The following is a 16,688-nucleotide window of genomic DNA, read 5'->3' on the forward strand; positions in this document are numbered from 1 at the left end:
CTCCTCCTGAATTTAGACTACATTTTTATTTTGGAGGACGAAAGAAGATAATTCTATGTTTTTAACTCTAAAAATTTCGACAATTAAATTAATGCAAGGCAATGAAGATGATATATTCGGGTACTACGACGGGTTTATACAACTGTCCATGGCCCAGATGGCTGCCGAATTTCTCAATTACAATGAACCAAAAGAGCATGATTTTCCCTGGCTTTTCCACAAATAGGGTACGAGCTCTTAATTTTTTTTTGCTAATTCTATGCTATAATAACCTAACTATTAAACTATTTTTAGATGAAAATCCCCATCAAACGTTTTATCGTCATTAAAAAGCAGGTGGACATATGATAAAGACAAAAAATATATATCGTTGTCCAATTACCTTGACCAATAAGGCAAAGGATAAAATGCGAGAGCTTGGATTGGATGAGCGATCGTTTTTTTTATTGGAGAAATCGTATCATGTTTATATAGAAAAGTATCCGCAATCTGGAGATGGTCTTGTTTCGGCTGCCTTGTTTTTTGACATGGAGAGAAATGAAAAGCTGGCGAACAAGCTCGATCGGTTTGTTGTCGTTCTGCATTGTTTGGTGAAGCAGGATCGGTTTGTTGTGACGAATGTGACGACGAGGCCAGTGCATATACCATTGGCTTCGAATTGGCGTGAGCCGGCAGATTTCACCTTTGACTTGAATGTTCAGGGCAGCGCCCCTTTACCATTTGATTTGCTGAACTTGATTCATAACATGCCGGCTGCACAGGAAAGTTCCATGTATGTGAAAAAGCGGATTTCCAGTTGGGAAGGCTACCTTAAAATTCAGGAGCAATCCGCAGATATTCCTGATATAACCTGCCGCTATTCTTCGCTTATCTTCAATGATGATTTTAGCCGGGTGAAAATAACCGGCTGCCAGATGAAGGAACAGGAATGGAAGTCCCTCAAGGATATGAGTGTGAAGCTAAAGGGAATGGACAAGGATATCGGCAAAGTCCTGAAAGCGAATCGTTCGGCTTCCACGGTTGAGGTGGAATTGCACGGTTATATGGAGGAACAGGCCCGTAGGCAGCGGCTTGATGCTCATCCCCGGGAAGTCATCTTCAGCAATTTTGCCACCTTAAGCCAGGTGAAAAGGCTTCGACAAGGGTTTAAGCAATTGGAGAACGGGTTGGCCGCGAATCCTGAACTGGAGCGCCTTTTGTTTGAAAATAAGCCCCCGGTCAAAGAGGTGAAAAAGCAGGCGAACCTGCAGTTTAACAATCGATTGAACGAGTTCCAGCGGGCAGCGGTCACAGGTGCTATGTCTGCTGAAGACTTATACGTCATTCAAGGGCCGCCCGGAACTGGAAAGACAACCGTTATTTCGGAGATCTGCCTGCAAAATGCAAAGGCAGGACTGCGCACTCTAGTTGCTTCGCAGTCGAATTTGGCCGTCGACAATGCCCTCGGTCGATTGCTGGCGAACAAGGATATCCGAATTCTACGGGTCGGTCGTACGGAAAGCATTGAAGAAGAAGGCAAAAAGTTCATAGAGGAAAATGTCGGACAGTACTGGAAAGACCATACGTTGCAGGAAGTTTCCGGTCAATACAATGCCCGAAAACAACGGGAACCGGAACTGGAAGCGGAATGGGCAACGAATGAACAGGAACATGAACGGCTCCAGCAAGAGCTTGTACAAGTAGAGGCAGAGCTCGAAGCAAAAAAAAATGCCCAGAAGCAATATGACGAATTCCAGTCCATTATTGAAAAGCTTCAAAAAGACATTCAGGCTGCTAAACAGGAGAGGCAAACTGTTCAGGAGCATTTGCACAAGATTGAACAGTCGCTACGATTGTTGAATGACACCATCGAAAAAGACGAAACGTTTCTGGCTGAGGAACCGGATAGTGACTTCATTCAAAAAGAGCTGGAAGACATCCAACAAGAGATTGAACGTTTACAAGAAAGTGTGGCCCTTCAGGAACTTGAAGAAGAAATTAATGAAATAAAACATATCATAGATGAGACTTCTGCTAACTTCCAGAGATGGAACGAGGCAACGACACAGAAGGAAGCTTTAGAAGAAAGAATCACAGCCGCTAAAAAAATTGACAGCTTAAAGTGGATCATGCTCGAACAAAATTTCACCAGGTCCTTGCAGGTTCAGTCCTTAATCGGAAAAATGGACATGCTTCGTGAACGAATAAATCAGCTGGACAAGCTGAAGGAATATAATGAAAAACTAAATCCACCTATTCACTATCTTGAACAGCTTTTGGGGCAGCAGTACGGACCGTCACTACAGCAATTGAAAAACACAGCTCCTCTAGCGGTGACTGCCATTGAAATTGATCAAATTTTAGACCAACTGAGAAGTGAATTAAAGGGAAATGCAACCATCCATCCGCAGCGAATTGCAGCTTTTCTTAAGGGGCTATATGGCCGGAGAAATTACATTTGGCAAAAAGCGGAAAAGTTAAAGCTCAATGATACAGATAAAAAAATGGCACAGGAAGCACTTCAGCAATTGAAACAGGAATTGCTTTGGCAGTTAAAGCCAATGTTAGATGAACATAAGATGATGCAGCAAAAATATCAGAAAGAGCTAGCCGAGCAGAATACGAAGCTTACTTTTTTGCAAACCAAGCAAAAACAAATGATGGAGTCTGCGGTATTCATCCCTAATGCAAAGGACTTGCTTCATGAAAAAGAAGCCAAAGCGCTTGAACTGCAGAATAAGAAGGAGCAATATGAGCAAGCCAAGCTTCGGGTTAAAATGAATCGCCAAAAACGGGACGAAGAAGCTCTTAAGCTGCAGGAAGCAGAGCAGAAACAAACCCAAATCGAAGCCCGCCATGTAGAACTCTCCAGTTTACTTGAAGAAAAAGAAGTTGAACTCACACCTTTAAACGAAATCCTTTCTTCAGATCCGGAACGGGAGCACGAAGAGGTATTAAAGAAGCTGGCGAGCATTTCTTTTACCAGGGAATCTTTGAAACAGGAAAGGCAGAAGCTTCCGCTGTTCCAGTCGGTCCAGGGTATGTGGCAGTCCTTGCTGGAAGAAGCAACCGACCATGACCTGAATGAAATCCGGAAGCTTTATGTGAAGCATGCCAATGTCATTGGGACAACCTGTGTGGCATCCGCGCGTAAAGATTTCATCGAAAGCTATCCGGTTTTTGATGTTGTCATCATTGATGAAGTATCAAAGGCAACCCCGCCGGAGCTTCTTTTGCCGATGCTGAAAGGGAAGAAAATCATCCTGGTCGGCGACCATCATCAGCTGCCGCCTCTTTTGGGAGACGATACGCTAGAGGAAACCTTGCAGGCAATGGCCGAGGAAAGTGAAGACTTTGAAGGAAAAGCTGAACTTAAGAAGCTGTTACATGAGTCGCTGTTTGAGCGGCTGTTTAAAAATCTGCCGAAAAGCAATAAAACGATGCTAGCCATTCAATATCGGATGCATGAAAACATCATGGAAACCATCACGCCATTTTATATGCAAGAAAATGAAATGCTTCAATGCGGCTTAACCGACTCCGATAGGGATCGGGACCACAAGCTTGCATCACCGACTATAAAACGTAACAATCACCTCCTCTGGTTGGATATGCCGAACGAGGCTGCCTTTTTTGAAGAAAGAATGAAAGGTGGAAAAAGCCTTTACAATCCGGCAGAATTGAAGAGGATTGGTGAATTGCTGATGGAATTGGACGCGGCAGCAGCAGAAGCGAAGCAGGCTGGAAGAATGGCCCCCGATGAGAAAAAAAGCATTGGCGTCATCAGTTTTTACGGGGAACAAGTAAAAAGGATTGACCGTATGCTGCAACAGGAGCTGCGCTTGTCCCACTTAACGATCCGTACGGGGACAGTCGATCGATTCCAGGGCATGGAGATGGATGTGATTCTGTTAAGTATGGTGCGCAATCACGATAATAAACATGATGATATCGGTTTTGCCAAAGACTACCGCAGATTGAATGTCGCGTTATCGAGGGCAAGAGAGCTGCTTGTGATGATTGGCAGCACGAAGATGTTTACCGAGCGGACGAAACATTCGGGTGCCAGAGAAATGTTTACTCACGTATTGAAAACTGTAAAGAAACAAGAGGGACTGCGAACCCTTGAAGAGGTGAGTCTGCATGGATAAACTAATGAAGAAATTACGTGCGGATTTGCTTAAAAATCCAGCTGTCCAAATCAACAAATCGGTTATTTGGCATATGCCGGTAATTACGTATTCTGTGGCATTTCATCGAGTAAAGCGGTCGAAGATGGATATTCTCATGAAAATGATGCTGTTTACGTTTGAGCAGGCTGAAATCCGGCGGGCAGCAAATTTAACTGAACTGCTGCTCGTGGAGGAACTGTTCATTGAAGATTTATTGAAAAAAATGCAGCGGATGGACCTTGTTAGGTTGGAAAAAGGGAGTTATCGGCTGACAGCAAAAGGGCAAGAACAGCTAACGGCGGGCGTTATGGAAGAGGACTTGGAAGAAGAGTCGACAGTGCTTTCATACAGTCCGCTCCACGATAAAATTTTGCCGGAACTAAGGGAGCCTTTGCCGGAACCAGATGAGGAACTGCCTCTTTATCGGTATACAGACAATCAGGGTTCGATTGATACAGAAAAAATCTTGCAAGTTCTCACCGAGCGGGAAAGCGGCGAAGTGGAAGACGGCTTTCATACAGTAGTGGCTGCCGTAAATAGTTTCGAAAAGCAGAAAGACCAACTCATCCCTTGCCTGGAATTTCAACTGTACAATAAAGAACAGGATACCTTTTACGCTCGTGTCTGGAATACATGGCTCGGGCGTTGGGATGAAACGTTCGAAAAACAAATCGATGAGAAGGAACGTTTGGAATGGCGGGAAGAATCTGGCCCGCATGAATCTCCTCCATACGAATAAGATGATTCCTCTACGAGAAAACTATCAAAAAACTCTGGAGGAAAGTAATGAAAGACAACACAGAAAAACATAAGGAAGTCCAAAACAAGGTTCAAAAAGAACAGTTATCTGAGATAACCAATACAGAGTACGGACTTGAATCTGTTGCAAAAGGTACTGATTTCGCGGAGGGAGATAAAAGCAATTCTCCAAATTGTGGCGGGTTGTAACAGCTAAGGCAGTGATAAAGTAAGTTCCTTTTTAGCTAAAAAAACCCCCCATTTAAAAGTATAAAGACTTTAAGCAGAAGCAGGTAAATGTTACCTGCTTCTTTTGTTTATTTGTTTGTCTTCCTTCAGTCTATCCTCTTATACTGAAAAAGCGCCGGTTGGGATAGTAAAGAAAACAGAAAAAGCTTTAGGGTGACTAACCCGAATACATATCATTGAAAAAAACTCCTTCAGCAGCTACTTTGTTTTGGTTTGATGCAGAGGTAAAGCACCGTTTTTAAGATAAGGTTTCCTATTGAAATGTACTGATAATTCTAATAAGCTATGATTAACATGTACATAAAGGTGTGGATGAAAAAGTGGAGGAAAAGATTAAGGAACTTACTCTGTTATTGTTATATTTAACATCATGGAATGAGAGTGACCTACCAGGGGAAATGAGAAGAAGCTGGAAGGGCTATCCTTTTGAAGCCTTAAATGAACTTACTGATGAAGATTTAATTCGCGGAAGTACCAGATCTAAATCTGTTTATTTAACCGAAGCTGGTATCAAAGAGGCTAAGGATTTAGTTAAGAAATATTAAATTAATGAAGTCTAGTAAAAGACAAAGCAAGAAACATAAGAGGAGATTCTTTTATCGAAGTTTTATAGTTAGAAAAGGAAATGTTCCGGAAAATCAGATTAAGGGGAGAGAAGTATGCTGAAAATAGGAAGAAACGATTTGTGTCTTTGCGGAAGTGGCAAAAAATATAAAAAGTGCTGCATAGGAAAAGATGAACTATTAATCGCAAAACAAATAGCTCTTCAAATTCTTACTTATAAAGAAGTAAACGAAATGAGCACTGATGAAATTATTCAGGAATTAAAAAATATGGGTGTTCCATTTACACAGGAAACCTTTTTAAAAGATATCGAATTGTTCTACTCCGCGCTAGATCTTTCAGAAAACTGGTTCAAAAAATACACAATTACAGCAAAAGGACGAGATGAAGACTTTCCTTTTCTTGCTGCATGGATTTTATGGGAGAGATTGGCTCCAGAAAATATATTATCCAGGGAACAAATGAGTGACCTGATTGACGCTGGTTTTGATTATTTGGCTGAAAATGATTCTATTTCTGCATGTGAGACTTGGTTAAAGGTCTGGGAGGCCATTAAAGTTAGAATAAAACCTGAATTCAAAAACCTGGATCATTTGGATAAGCACTATGAGAGCAGCTTTTTCCTATCAAATTTTTGCCAGGACCTAGAAGCGGAACTTTATGATGCTGGCTTGGCCGATCCTTCCTTTTTTACAAAGCGAATCCATTTCTGTCGTGAGTTTTGTGGGTATTTTCCAAAAGAAAGTCAGCTAATTATTCATAATATGCGACGTGCCATAGCAGAGTCTTTTGCTATGTTGAATCAATACGCGGAAGCAGAAATAGAGTTTGAGAAGTTAGTTCAAGATTTTCCAAATAATCCTTGGGGTTACATCGGATGGGGAGATATCTTTTTACTTGTTGGACCTCAGAAGAATTCTCTCAAAGCACAGGAATTTTACGAAAAGGCTCTGGCGATTGCCAAGGATAAGATGGATATTGAAACAATAGAGCAAAGGCTTGGAGATCTAAAGGAATCGTTGTGAGCCCAACATTTAGGCCATTTTAGCTGTCATAATGGCAGGGTGAAATGTTTGTTATTGATTTGTTTCCAGTTCGACAATGTATTTAAGAACTAAAAGCTTAAACAATATATAATTTGTGCAGGAGATAAATATATGAACGAATTGCAACTTATTAGCGATCTACATAAATATATAAATACATTAGGGGCAATGGAATATACACTTGCTCCTAAGAATCTAATTCTCGGATATAAACCTATCAACTTTTGGGGAGGAAGGCCGAAGTTCGCAACTTTGCATGGGGAAAAACGGTATAGGTGTTTAATCCTGCATGTTGATCCAGGGAATAAAAACTCCGCAAAAGGAGAAATGGTTCAACAACAAATTCAGGGGATTTTGCACTTTGATATTCGGGTAATGAGGACTTTCCCGCTAAAAAGCAACGAAGTTTATGTACCGTTAGAAGTAATTGACTCAAAGGAAAACCTTCAATTATTAAAAGGTTTTATTCAGGAGCAGTATACAAGCTTTGTGAAAAGGTAAAAGAGATTTAATCGGCAGGTGATGACGTCTTAAAGTGCCGAAAAGATATTATTCAAAAGGTGAACGCATCTATATTATCACTTACTATGCAATTATCCGGAAAGTAAAGAAACAGCTGGAGTTTATCCTCACTGCTTTGGAGAATAAATAAAAAGAAGGTATAATAAATTTACCAATATAGAAAAATGGTGGTGATCTTTATGTTATCACAACAAGAAATCCTTCGTGAATTATCAAAAAACTTAAATACATGGAAAGAAAAATACGGTGTAAAACGGATTGGTTTGTTTGGCTCTTATAGTCGGGAAGAACAAAAGGACACCAGTGATATTGATGTGTTGGTAGAATTTGATCTTTCTAAATTAACTTTTGATAACTATATGGAGTTAAAATTCACTTTAGAAGATCGATTTCGAAAACCGATTGATTTGGTCATAATCGATGATATAAAGCCGGCATTGAAACCTGTAATTTTAAGGAGTGTAAAATATGCAGAGGGAGCCTAAGGTATTTTTAGAGGATATTTTAGCCGCCTCTGCTAAAGTTGAGAAATACACCGAGGGCCTATCATATGATATGTTCATAGATAACGATTTAGTTTCTGATGCCGTCATAAAGAACATTTTAGTTATTGGGGAAGCAACTAAAAATATTTCTGATGAAATTAGACAGTTAAATCCTCAAATTGAATGGAGAAAGATGGCAGGTATGAGGGATATGATAATACATGGTTATTTCTCCATTAATTATCGAATAGTCTGGGATGTTGTTAAAAATAAAATTCCTGAATTAAAAAAACAAGTGGAGCAATTACTGCAAGAACTTTGATGAATTTTTTCGAAGAACTTCAAGTACATATATATGAACAATCTCTTCCCTATCATTTTATATTGGAAGAGTTTTTTTTATTGTTAAAAGCGATATTTCTAATAAAAAATGAGCTTTTTTTGATCAGGAATTAGAGGATTATTTTAGAGAAAGTATGGTGTAATCTAACAAACTTAATAAGATAAAAGAGGTTTTTTAATCGCCCCAGAGGAATAGAAAGACAATTAACTCCAAAAAGTGAAAAAAACTGGTTAAATATGCTCCTACGCTGGTTAGTGATATGGGATAATACCTGTTTCCTGGCCGAATGGAGTATGGAGAAAATGACTTTTGAAGACGTTGAGGAGTTTATTGAAAAAATTAACAAAAAGCCACTTTTACACTGCCTTCTTTAAGTGCACTTTTTAAGCAATTTTGTATGAAGGATAATATTTGTTTCTGATCCCATGGTAATTCCTGATCTGAACTGAGAGAATCATGATGATTGAATAATTGATTGTAAGTGTTTAAGGCCTTTTCCATTTTTTGCGATGAAAAAGTTGTACTGTCACCTGATCCGCTTACTCCGGCATAATATTGACCAGCATCGAGTAATTGATACAGTATGAAGGCGTTAGAATTGTCCATGCTAAAATTGGCAAAAGCAATTTCTTCTCCTGCTCTGTTGTATCCGCAAATATAATGGCTCATAAATGTTCCTCCTTCAAAATTTAACTAATAAGCGTATAGAGCAAACAGGGTGGAATGGATCATTATAATAATTATTTGTAAGTTTAATTCTAGGTTGAAAAATTGGGAATTTAATAGGGTGTTATGAGAAGAAAATCGTGAAGTTTCCATAGAAAGGGGGTAAAATGGGTCGCGTTCTTAATTAGTAGATTTGATTCAGGAAGGTATTTATTATGGAGGAGTTTCGCATGCAAGAGGAGTTTAACTGAGTTGATTGTTTCATTTTTTTAAACGTTCGTCAATACCTGATAATTCGACGAATTCCACGAATATAGTGGTTGAAATATCCCCCTGTAATTACAGATAGAGGGAAGTATAAAACAGAGCCCTATTATTTCAGGTTAATGCAGCACTACCAGGTAGCTCTAGTAGTAAGAAGATAAGTACGCTGATATAAAAAAAGGATAGGTGTGCATCTTGATACAGCACATCTATCCTTTTTTTTATAGAACAATTTCAAAAATAGTACCTTGGTTCTCTCATAGAGGCAGCAGAACAGGCTGGAACCGCAAGTAAAGCAATTGGTGTAACTGTTCAGGATAAGACACCGCCAACGGCACCGAAAGTAACCGAGATGACTGACCAATCATCAATAGAAATCACCAGAACAACTGAAGCAGGGGCAAAGGTAACAATTGTGGTAGGTGCCAAACATAAACGGTAACTGCAGAAGATAAAGGCCTTTAACGCAAAGAGGTCCGTGGTTCCGCGTAATCCGAGGTGAAAAAAGTGCCCTCTTTATTTAAATTCATACTTTGCTTATAGGAATTATAGGTTTATAATAGAATTAAATTTATAAGTTGTGGTATTCCTAGAAAAGTTGTTGTAAAAATAAAGGAGTGTTCCTGATGAGAGATAATAATGAAAAAAAGCGACAAAAACTTATCAATAAATTAATTTTTTTAAATGTATATAACAAAGAAGATCAACAGCTTTATGATTTGACACTATCGAAATTAAAATATGAATATAGAAGATTTAAATTACAAAACCATCCGCATGGTGAGTATGGGTCTATACAGTGGGTTTAAAATAAATATGATTACTTTACATTAGACTGTATGGTGGTTTCCACACCTGCGGTCTTTTGTAAAAAGCGAGTTAGAAAATAATGTGTTAAAATGAAATTCCTTGGCAGGGGCATAAAAATAGTTTGGGAAGCAGGGGACATGGTATAAATCCCCTGCTTCTTTTTATTAGCTAATCAGAAATTTAATAAATTCTGAACGCATAAGCAAAACTATGGCCTTTGCCTAAAGGACTTGGCGGAGGCCAAGTTTTTCTATGAGGGAACATGGGTATCTCGATTTGAAAATTAAAGAAGAATCATGGAACAATTTCAAAAATAGTACCTTGGTTAAGGTCAGTAACTCTCATAGAGCCATAAACCCCTAAGTATAATCTGGTTTGATCAATATTCGTTCCCAAACTCATAAAATATACTGATTGAGAACCGAAATTGTAATTGGTTTCAATAACACTAAAATCATTTAGCTTACCATCCGTTCTTACCCTGGTATAAGCTAAAACCCCTCTAACCGGAGGTCCGGGTTCTTCATTCCTGGCAAGGTCGGTGAACACAACGCTTCCCGTTAAATTTGGGATTCCATTCCCCATATATGACTGGACTCCTGTGAGGGCGGTTCCTCCAAACTTATCAGCTCGAGGATCTTTATGAAAAAAACTAGTTAGAGGTGGAAGACGCCTCACTGAGGTTGAGATTGCTTCATTGTAATAAGCAATTGTTTTCTCATCAAAAGTCGGATTCTCAGTGCAGCTATTTATAACAGAAGTAGGAAACGCGCCTTCCCATCCTCGCCAGCCAAGGTTGATAAATCCTTCTTGTTCGGATTCCATCATAGGAGCTTTAGTAAGCTGGGTAACCGGTATTGGTTTATACTGAACGAATGAAAAAATTGACTCAGCCAGATCCTGTCCGACATTTCCCACATATTTGATGTACTGATTAGAAAATCTTTGAAATGCAATGCCTGGTATATTGCGAATACCTTTGGCAATTAAGGTAAGTGTTTCCTGAATAGGTACGGGAAGTTCATTAAAACGTGTGACAACAGGTGGATCAACTTTAGATGTATTCTTACTTACGTCAATCTCAATTATTTTACCCGCAATCTCCATATCATCCTGGCTTAAATTAAAAGGATCATAGCCTGCTCCGCCGTCCCCGGTTGTTAAAATAAGTTTTCCTGTTTCAGGTGAGAAGTTTAAGCTATTGACACCATTATGATTAAAAAATGGTCTTCTTAAGTTAACTAATGTCCGTCGTTTTTGAGGCTGGCCATTCGATTGTAAAATCCATTCCTCAACTGTATCAATATGATTATACTGAGTTTCTCTATTAGTCCACTTTAGGTTTAGGGTCTTCGGATCACAAGGGTTAGGCTTAAAATGTTCAGTAAGAGCAGCTGGACCCTGTGTTCCAGCTGCTGAATAATGAAGATAAAACAGACCGTTAGAATAAAATTGAGGATGAAACGCCAGACCTAACAATCCCCGTTCATCATACCCACCGGAAGAACCTAATTTTAAGATTCGTTGCCGAATATCTAAAAAAATCCTTACTGCGCCATTTCTTATGTAAAAGATCTCTCCTACCTGGGTTGCAACAAATAACGTTTCAATAGAGTCTCCCGGAAGTACAGCTGTTTTTATAACAGTGGGTAAATTGATTTTAGTAATAATGGGCCGCAAATTAACCTTAACTTTTATCACCTAACCTTACACTCCTTCTGATTGTTTCCTTTCATAAAGAATATGAATGGAAGTGTTCCATTAGCACCAATTAGGACTGAGGAACCAGATACAAGAAGTCACGCCGGTTCTAGGGTGGCTTTCTCTAATTTCTAGAGCGATGAACAATGGTTCGCAATAACCCCCATAACCGTTCTGTGATTCATTCACATTTGCGGTTTTTTCTTCTTTGGCATGACAATGGCAACATTATTATAGGTATTTGTCAGAAATTTCGAATGTAAGGACATCTCCTTTAATAAAGTAAATGTAAACGGGCATAAACAGTTTTTTTTATTAGAAGGAGAGGGTTACATGCTGCATATTGTTGCCTGCATTAAGCAGGTACCTGACACTAAAATTATCAAGATGAATCCAAAAACAAACACGATGGACAGGAGGACGGCGCCTGCGATATTGAATCCGTATGACGCTCATGCTGTTGAAGAAGCTGTTCGTCTAAAGGAACGGTATGGAGGAATCGTCTCGGTTTTAACGATGGGACCGCCACCAGCGGTTGCTGCGATTAAAAAATGTGTTGAAATAGGCGCTGACGAGGGTTATTTAATCACGGACCGCCGATTTGCCGGTGCGGATACTTTGGCCACGAGCTATGCACTGTCAAAGGCGCTTGACAAAATTGCAAAACAACAGCCCATTGATTTGATCATTTGCGGAAAAATGTCTATTGATGGAGACACTGGGCAAGTCGGTCCCGGTATTGCGCGGAGGCTCGATATTCCACCGCTGACTTCTGTGAATAAAGTAGTGGAAATCAATCAAGAAGAAGGATATGCTACTGTCCACCGCAAGCTGGAAGACGGATATGAAGTAGTTCGATCCACATTGCCGTGTATGTTTTCCGTTGAAAAAACCATCAATGAAGTGCCATATTCTCCGCTGCCAAACATAATAAGAGCTGCAAGATATAAACCTCATATCTGGTCTGTTGACGACCTGGAAGAAGTGGATGTGAAGCAGCTTGGTTTAAAGGGATCACCAACCATTGTCTCTAAAGTATGGGCTCCGCAAAAACCGGCAGGGGGAACATTCCTTGAAGGAAACGCAGCGGTACAAGTGGACCAATTGCTTTCTGTCCTGCTTGAAAAGAAAGAACTGTTTGAAACAAAGGAGGAAATTTAATTGGATTTCCAGGATTACAAAGGTGTTTGGGTATTCATTGAACAAAAGGATGGAGAGGTTGCTTCTGTATCTCTCGAACTATTGGGTGCGGGAAGAAAGCTGGCAGACAAACGCGGAGTGGAATTGGCTGGTATTTTAATGGGGGAAAATGTTAAGGATTTAACAAAAACCTTATTTGAATATGGTGCAGATACAGTTTATGTGTATGATCAGCCCATCTTTAAACATTACCGAACTGAAACCTATATGAAGGCGCTGCTTGAATGCACTGAAAAATACAAACCGGAAATTATCCTCTACGGGGCCACCTCAACGGGAAAAGACCTGGCAAGTGCGGTTGCCACCGATTTGCCGACAGGTTTGACAGCGGATACGACGGAGCTGGATGTTGAAGAGGATACGGGGCTGCTATTGGCGAGCAGGCCGGCATTTGGCGGAAATATTATGGCGACCATTTTATGTAAAAAATACCGGCCGCAAATGGCGACAGTCCGCGCCAAAGTCATGAAGGCGCTGCCGCCCGAATCAGGGAGAACAGGCAAGGTGGTTGAAGAAACCATCTCTCTAAAGGAAGAAGATATTCGGACAAAAGTCTTGGAAATTGTTAGGGAAACTGTAAAGAAAGTTAGAATCGACGAGGCGGATATCATTGTTGCAGGCGGAAAAGGATTAGGGAGCTACGATGGATTTCAGATAGTACATCAATTGGCGGAAACTCTGGGAGGAGCCGTCGGTGCCAGCAGGGATGTAGTAGAAGCGGGCTGGATCGATCACCCTCATCAGGTCGGGCAAACTGGTGTGACGGTAACTCCAAAAATTTATTTTGCGATCGGAATTTCCGGTGCGATACAACATATTGTGGGAATGAAAAATTCTGGTTTAATTATTGCGATTAATAAGGACAAAGAAGCTCCCATTTTTCAGACCTGTCACTATGGAATTGTTGGCGATGCCTTTGAAGTAGTTCCTATACTAATTGAACAGTTTAAGAAAGCTATTTCAAGAGACAAGGTAATTAATTGAAATTAGATTATAATGCCGGGCTAGAAACATAGAATATAAATTTCTCGGAAAGTTAGATTACTTATTTTTCTAAATTAATTCTTTTGAAAACTCTATAAATTTAGCCTCAAGGTAAATTTTCACTTGAGGCTTTTTCCTATATGTATTTTGGCTACAAATGCAGGCAGATATCTTTGATGTGAAGATTGAAAAGGTGGCAAATGAACAAGGACTAGGAATGGGCGCAGTTATGTTAGCTGCCGGTTTTCTTATTTTGTCTATACGTTAAAAACCGCTTTTGAAGGATGGGTATCAATAGAATTAAAAAACAGAGGCCAATCGCAATGATGGCCTCTGTTAATTTAATATTGCTTATCTCTCATTACTGTGCTCCGCTAACATCCCAATTTTGGATTCCATCATGGAAGCCTGAAATTTTTGGTTCTCCATTGGTTACCTTTTTGGAAATGGCATCAAAGTCGCTGTCAGAGTAGAGTGTAATGATCGGCATATCTTGTTCCCAAATTTTTTGGAGTTGGGAGTAGATCTCTTTTCTTTTTTCTGGGTCTGGTTCTGCTTTACCCTGTGCGAGCAGTTGATCTGATTGTGGATTATTGTAACGCATGAAATTGTAAGACCCAACCTTGCTATATAGGTTGGCCATATCCGGATCAAAGGTGAACGTAAAGCCCATTAATAATAAGTCGAAATCTCCGGCTTTTCCTTTTTGCATGATGGTAGGGAAGTCGAAAGTGGAGACTTTCACTTTAACCCCTGCAGCCTGAAGGTCCTGTGTAATAAGGTCAGCGGATTGCTCACGAACCTTGTTGCCAATTGGAACGACTAAATTAAGAGTTTTATTAAAGTCCCAGCCCGCATCCTTCAGCATTTGCTTCGCTTTTTCAGAATCATACTTGATGATATTCGTACTCTTATCAAGATATGGATTGATAGAAGTGTACGGACCGTCCACAACTTCTCCATATCCTTTTAGAAGCTTATCGACGATTTTGGAACGGTTAAGAGCAAAGGCAAGTGCTTGACGCACTTTGGCATCTTTTATTTTCGTCGTGTTGAACATCATCGTTTGGAAGCCGATTGTTGGTTCCACTTTCGTTCTTACATTCTTTAATTGCTTGACACGATCAAAGTCTTCCGGCGGAATCTTCCCAATTCCAATCCCCACGTTCATATGAAGTTCACCTGTTTGCAGCTGTGCGGCAAGGTTCGGAGCCTGCATGATTTTGATATACATGTTATCGACCTTTGGCTTGCCAAGGTAATAATCCGAGTTGGCAGCAAGCTGTACATCTTGGTCCTTATTGTAGACGACAAACTTATATGGACCGTCTGTTACAGTTGGTTTTAAGAAGAATGGGTCCTTTGCAAGGTCTTCCGGTTTAATTTTTTCCAATACATGCTTTGGCAATGTCATGAATTTGGTGCCCAATTGTTCCTTGATCATATTAGGGTCAACTGGGGACTTTGTTTTAAATTGAATCGTGTTTTGATCGACCACTTTAACGGAAGGAATGGACGTTACACCATCCGGCAGCTTGCCCTTGGCATCAAGACCGTCCAACATGGAAATATAGGAGCCAATCGTGGTTTCCACCTTTGGATTCGCTACTAAATTCATCGTAAAGAGGACATCATCAGCTGTTACAGGCTGACCGTCAGACCATTTTGCATTCTTGTTAAGTTTGATCGTGAACGTTTGATTGTCTGACGTTTCAAACGAATCAGCAAGTTTTGCATCAAATTTTTGCGCGGCTGGCATTTCTAAAAACGGTTCGAAAATGAAATGGTCAACAAAGGTTGATGCCACATCGGGTGCGTTGACAGGGTTGAAGTTGATTGGCGGATTGACCATCCCCAGGAACATGGTTTTTTGGCCGGATGTTTTTCCTCCGCTTGCATTACCTGTCGTTTTTGTAGATTGTCCGCTGCAAGCCGACAGCATTAACATAGAAGAAATGACTCCTGCACCAACTACTTTTTTAACGTTTTTCATACTTTACCCCCTGAAGTTTTTATATTATTAATAGAACTACCTTAGACTCTTTGGATCCATAGCATCCCTTAATCCGTCTCCCATGAAATTAATCGAGAGAACAGACAGTAGAATCATGATTCCTGGCGGTATCCAAAGCCAAGGCTGGGAGGCAAGGACGGACAACGATTGGGCATCCTTTAGCATATTTCCCCAGCTGGCTGTTGGAGGTTGTACTCCCATGCCTAGGAAGCTTAAACTAGCCTCCGTAATAATGGCAGCGGCAATACCGAATGTGGCATTGACCAGGATCGGACCTAAACAGTTCGGCAAAATATGCTGAAAAACCAATCTCGGTGCGGAGTAGCCAAGTGCCACCCCCGCCTTTATATAATCCATTTGCTTGATGGAAAGAACACTTCCGCGAACAATCCTCGCTATTCCCGGCCAGCCTAAGAGACCAAGCACGACGATAATGTTAAAAAGGCTGGGACCCATAATACTGACTAGAACAAGGATGACCATTAAATAAGGAAACGACATAAACACATCTGTAATCCGCATAATGACCATATCGACCCATTTTCCAAAATACCCGGCAATTGCACCTAAGATCGTCCCGATAGCTACATAAATCGCCACTGCACCGATTCCAACGGCAAGGGAAACTCTCGATCCATAAATCAGACGGCTGAATAAATCCCGTCCTACCTGGTCTGTTCCCAGCAAATATTTGGAAGAAGGCGCTGCGGAAAATTGATCCGTTATCGCATATGGGCTCCTAGGCGCAAGAAGGGGCGCAAGGATTGCCATTAATAGAATCAAAGTGAAAACGATTAGTCCCAAAACCGCTAATTTGTGTTTGAAAAAGCGCTTTGTGATTACGTGCAGATAGCTTTCCTCTTCCCCTAATTCCTCAATAGGGGCCAATGGAATCTGCTGTTCAAATGAAACGGCTTGATCGTCCAGCTTGACATTGGCCAATGACATTTT

The 16,688-nt window shown here is 40.4% G+C and carries 15 protein-coding genes; 11 read left to right on the forward strand and 4 right to left on the reverse strand.

Annotation, left to right across the window (positions count from 1 at the left end):
• The first annotated feature begins 344 nt into the window (after window positions 1–344).
• From AC3WR0_RS07565 to AC3WR0_RS07600, 8 genes are all read left to right on the forward strand, one after another.
• Window positions 345–4,130, forward strand: a complete 3,786-nt coding sequence (locus AC3WR0_RS07565) for a DEAD/DEAH box helicase (RefSeq protein WP_492551731.1) — start codon at window positions 345–347, stop codon at window positions 4,128–4,130.
• On the forward strand, window positions 4,123–4,890 hold the full coding sequence (locus AC3WR0_RS07570; RefSeq protein ID WP_492551732.1) for a hypothetical protein: 768 nt from the start codon (window positions 4,123–4,125) through the stop codon (window positions 4,888–4,890). Before AC3WR0_RS07565 ends, AC3WR0_RS07570 begins: the two co-directional genes overlap by 8 nt.
• Window positions 4,891–4,937: 47 nt before the next feature.
• Window positions 4,938–5,099 carry a hypothetical protein gene (locus AC3WR0_RS07575; protein WP_196814298.1) on the forward strand — a complete coding sequence of 54 codons (162 nt, stop codon included), beginning with the start codon at window positions 4,938–4,940 and terminating at the stop codon, window positions 5,097–5,099.
• Window positions 5,100–5,458: 359 nt separating this feature from the next.
• Window positions 5,459–5,683, forward strand: coding sequence for a DUF6429 family protein (locus AC3WR0_RS07580; RefSeq protein WP_492551733.1), 225 nt, complete (start codon window positions 5,459–5,461; stop codon window positions 5,681–5,683).
• Window positions 5,684–5,797: 114 nt separating this feature from the next.
• Window positions 5,798–6,727 (forward strand): SEC-C metal-binding domain-containing protein, encoded by a 930-nt coding sequence (locus tag AC3WR0_RS07585; RefSeq protein ID WP_492551734.1) that lies wholly within the window; start codon window positions 5,798–5,800, stop codon window positions 6,725–6,727.
• A 132-nt stretch (window positions 6,728–6,859) separates the two neighbouring features.
• On the forward strand, window positions 6,860–7,249 hold the full coding sequence (locus AC3WR0_RS07590; RefSeq protein WP_492551735.1) for a hypothetical protein: 390 nt from the start codon (window positions 6,860–6,862) through the stop codon (window positions 7,247–7,249).
• A gap of 200 nt (window positions 7,250–7,449) precedes the next feature.
• Window positions 7,450–7,755, forward strand: a complete 306-nt coding sequence (locus AC3WR0_RS07595) for a nucleotidyltransferase family protein (protein ID WP_027320847.1) — start codon at window positions 7,450–7,452, stop codon at window positions 7,753–7,755.
• Window positions 7,739–8,077, forward strand: a complete 339-nt coding sequence (locus AC3WR0_RS07600; protein WP_492551736.1) for a HepT-like ribonuclease domain-containing protein — start codon at window positions 7,739–7,741, stop codon at window positions 8,075–8,077. The genes AC3WR0_RS07595 and AC3WR0_RS07600 overlap by 17 nt, the downstream gene beginning before the upstream one ends.
• 360 nt (window positions 8,078–8,437) lie before the next feature.
• On the opposite strand, the gene AC3WR0_RS07605 is transcribed toward AC3WR0_RS07600, so the two are convergent.
• Entirely contained in the window at window positions 8,438–8,767 is a 330-nt protein-coding gene (locus AC3WR0_RS07605) for a hypothetical protein (RefSeq protein ID WP_492551737.1), read from the reverse strand.
• An 887-nt stretch (window positions 8,768–9,654) separates the two neighbouring features.
• Between AC3WR0_RS07605 and AC3WR0_RS07610 the strand changes: the two genes are divergently transcribed.
• Window positions 9,655–9,837: a Fur-regulated basic protein FbpA gene (locus AC3WR0_RS07610; RefSeq protein WP_492551738.1), complete on the forward strand. Its 183-nt coding sequence runs from the start codon at window positions 9,655–9,657 to the stop codon at window positions 9,835–9,837.
• A 295-nt stretch (window positions 9,838–10,132) separates the two neighbouring features.
• Here the strand turns inward: AC3WR0_RS07610 and AC3WR0_RS07615 are convergent, their stop codons facing one another.
• Window positions 10,133–11,539 (reverse strand): PQQ-dependent sugar dehydrogenase, encoded by a 1,407-nt coding sequence (locus AC3WR0_RS07615; RefSeq protein WP_492551739.1) that lies wholly within the window; start codon window positions 11,537–11,539, stop codon window positions 10,133–10,135.
• 333 nt (window positions 11,540–11,872) lie between these two features.
• On the opposite strand from AC3WR0_RS07615, the gene AC3WR0_RS07620 reads away from it, so the two are divergent.
• Window positions 11,873–12,700 carry an electron transfer flavoprotein subunit beta/FixA family protein gene (locus tag AC3WR0_RS07620; protein WP_492551740.1) on the forward strand — a complete coding sequence of 276 codons (828 nt, stop codon included), beginning with the start codon at window positions 11,873–11,875 and terminating at the stop codon, window positions 12,698–12,700.
• On the forward strand, window positions 12,701–13,723 hold the full coding sequence (locus tag AC3WR0_RS07625; RefSeq protein ID WP_492551741.1) for an electron transfer flavoprotein subunit alpha/FixB family protein: 1,023 nt from the start codon (window positions 12,701–12,703) through the stop codon (window positions 13,721–13,723).
• 361 nt (window positions 13,724–14,084) lie between these two features.
• On the opposite strand, the gene AC3WR0_RS07630 is transcribed toward AC3WR0_RS07625, so the two are convergent.
• Together AC3WR0_RS07630 and opp4C are read right to left on the reverse strand one after the other, a co-directional pair.
• Complete coding sequence (locus tag AC3WR0_RS07630) at window positions 14,085–15,716, reverse strand: ABC transporter substrate-binding protein (RefSeq protein ID WP_492551742.1); 1,632 nt, start codon at window positions 15,714–15,716, stop codon at window positions 14,085–14,087.
• Window positions 15,717–15,752: 36 nt separating this feature from the next.
• Window positions 15,753–16,685, reverse strand: coding sequence for an oligopeptide ABC transporter permease (gene opp4C / locus AC3WR0_RS07635; RefSeq protein ID WP_492551743.1), 933 nt, complete (start codon window positions 16,683–16,685; stop codon window positions 15,753–15,755).
• Between the last annotated feature and the right edge of the window lie 3 nt (window positions 16,686–16,688).

The sequence above is a fragment of the Neobacillus sp. FW104-15D2 genome (genome assembly GCF_058790155.1).

Coding starts and splice junctions, on each gene's coding strand:
- AC3WR0_RS07600 (WP_492551736.1), top strand. CDS start 7,739: ATGCAGAGGGAGCCTAAGGTATTTTTAGAGGATATTTTAGCCGCCTCT.
- AC3WR0_RS07570 (WP_492551732.1), top strand. CDS start 4,123: ATGGATAAACTAATGAAGAAATTACGTGCGGATTTGCTTAAAAATCCA.
- AC3WR0_RS07590 (WP_492551735.1), top strand. CDS start 6,860: ATGAACGAATTGCAACTTATTAGCGATCTACATAAATATATAAATACA.
- AC3WR0_RS07585 (WP_492551734.1), top strand. CDS start 5,798: ATGCTGAAAATAGGAAGAAACGATTTGTGTCTTTGCGGAAGTGGCAAA.
- AC3WR0_RS07620 (WP_492551740.1), top strand. CDS start 11,873: ATGCTGCATATTGTTGCCTGCATTAAGCAGGTACCTGACACTAAAATT.
- AC3WR0_RS07565 (WP_492551731.1), top strand. CDS start 345: ATGATAAAGACAAAAAATATATATCGTTGTCCAATTACCTTGACCAAT.
- AC3WR0_RS07610 (WP_492551738.1), top strand. CDS start 9,655: ATGAGAGATAATAATGAAAAAAAGCGACAAAAACTTATCAATAAATTA.
- AC3WR0_RS07630 (WP_492551742.1), bottom strand. CDS start 15,716: ATGAAAAACGTTAAAAAAGTAGTTGGTGCAGGAGTCATTTCTTCTATG.
- AC3WR0_RS07595 (WP_027320847.1), top strand. CDS start 7,450: ATGTTATCACAACAAGAAATCCTTCGTGAATTATCAAAAAACTTAAAT.
- AC3WR0_RS07605 (WP_492551737.1), bottom strand. CDS start 8,767: ATGAGCCATTATATTTGCGGATACAACAGAGCAGGAGAAGAAATTGCT.
- AC3WR0_RS07575 (WP_196814298.1), top strand. CDS start 4,938: ATGAAAGACAACACAGAAAAACATAAGGAAGTCCAAAACAAGGTTCAA.
- opp4C (WP_492551743.1), bottom strand. CDS start 16,685: ATGTCATTGGCCAATGTCAAGCTGGACGATCAAGCCGTTTCATTTGAA.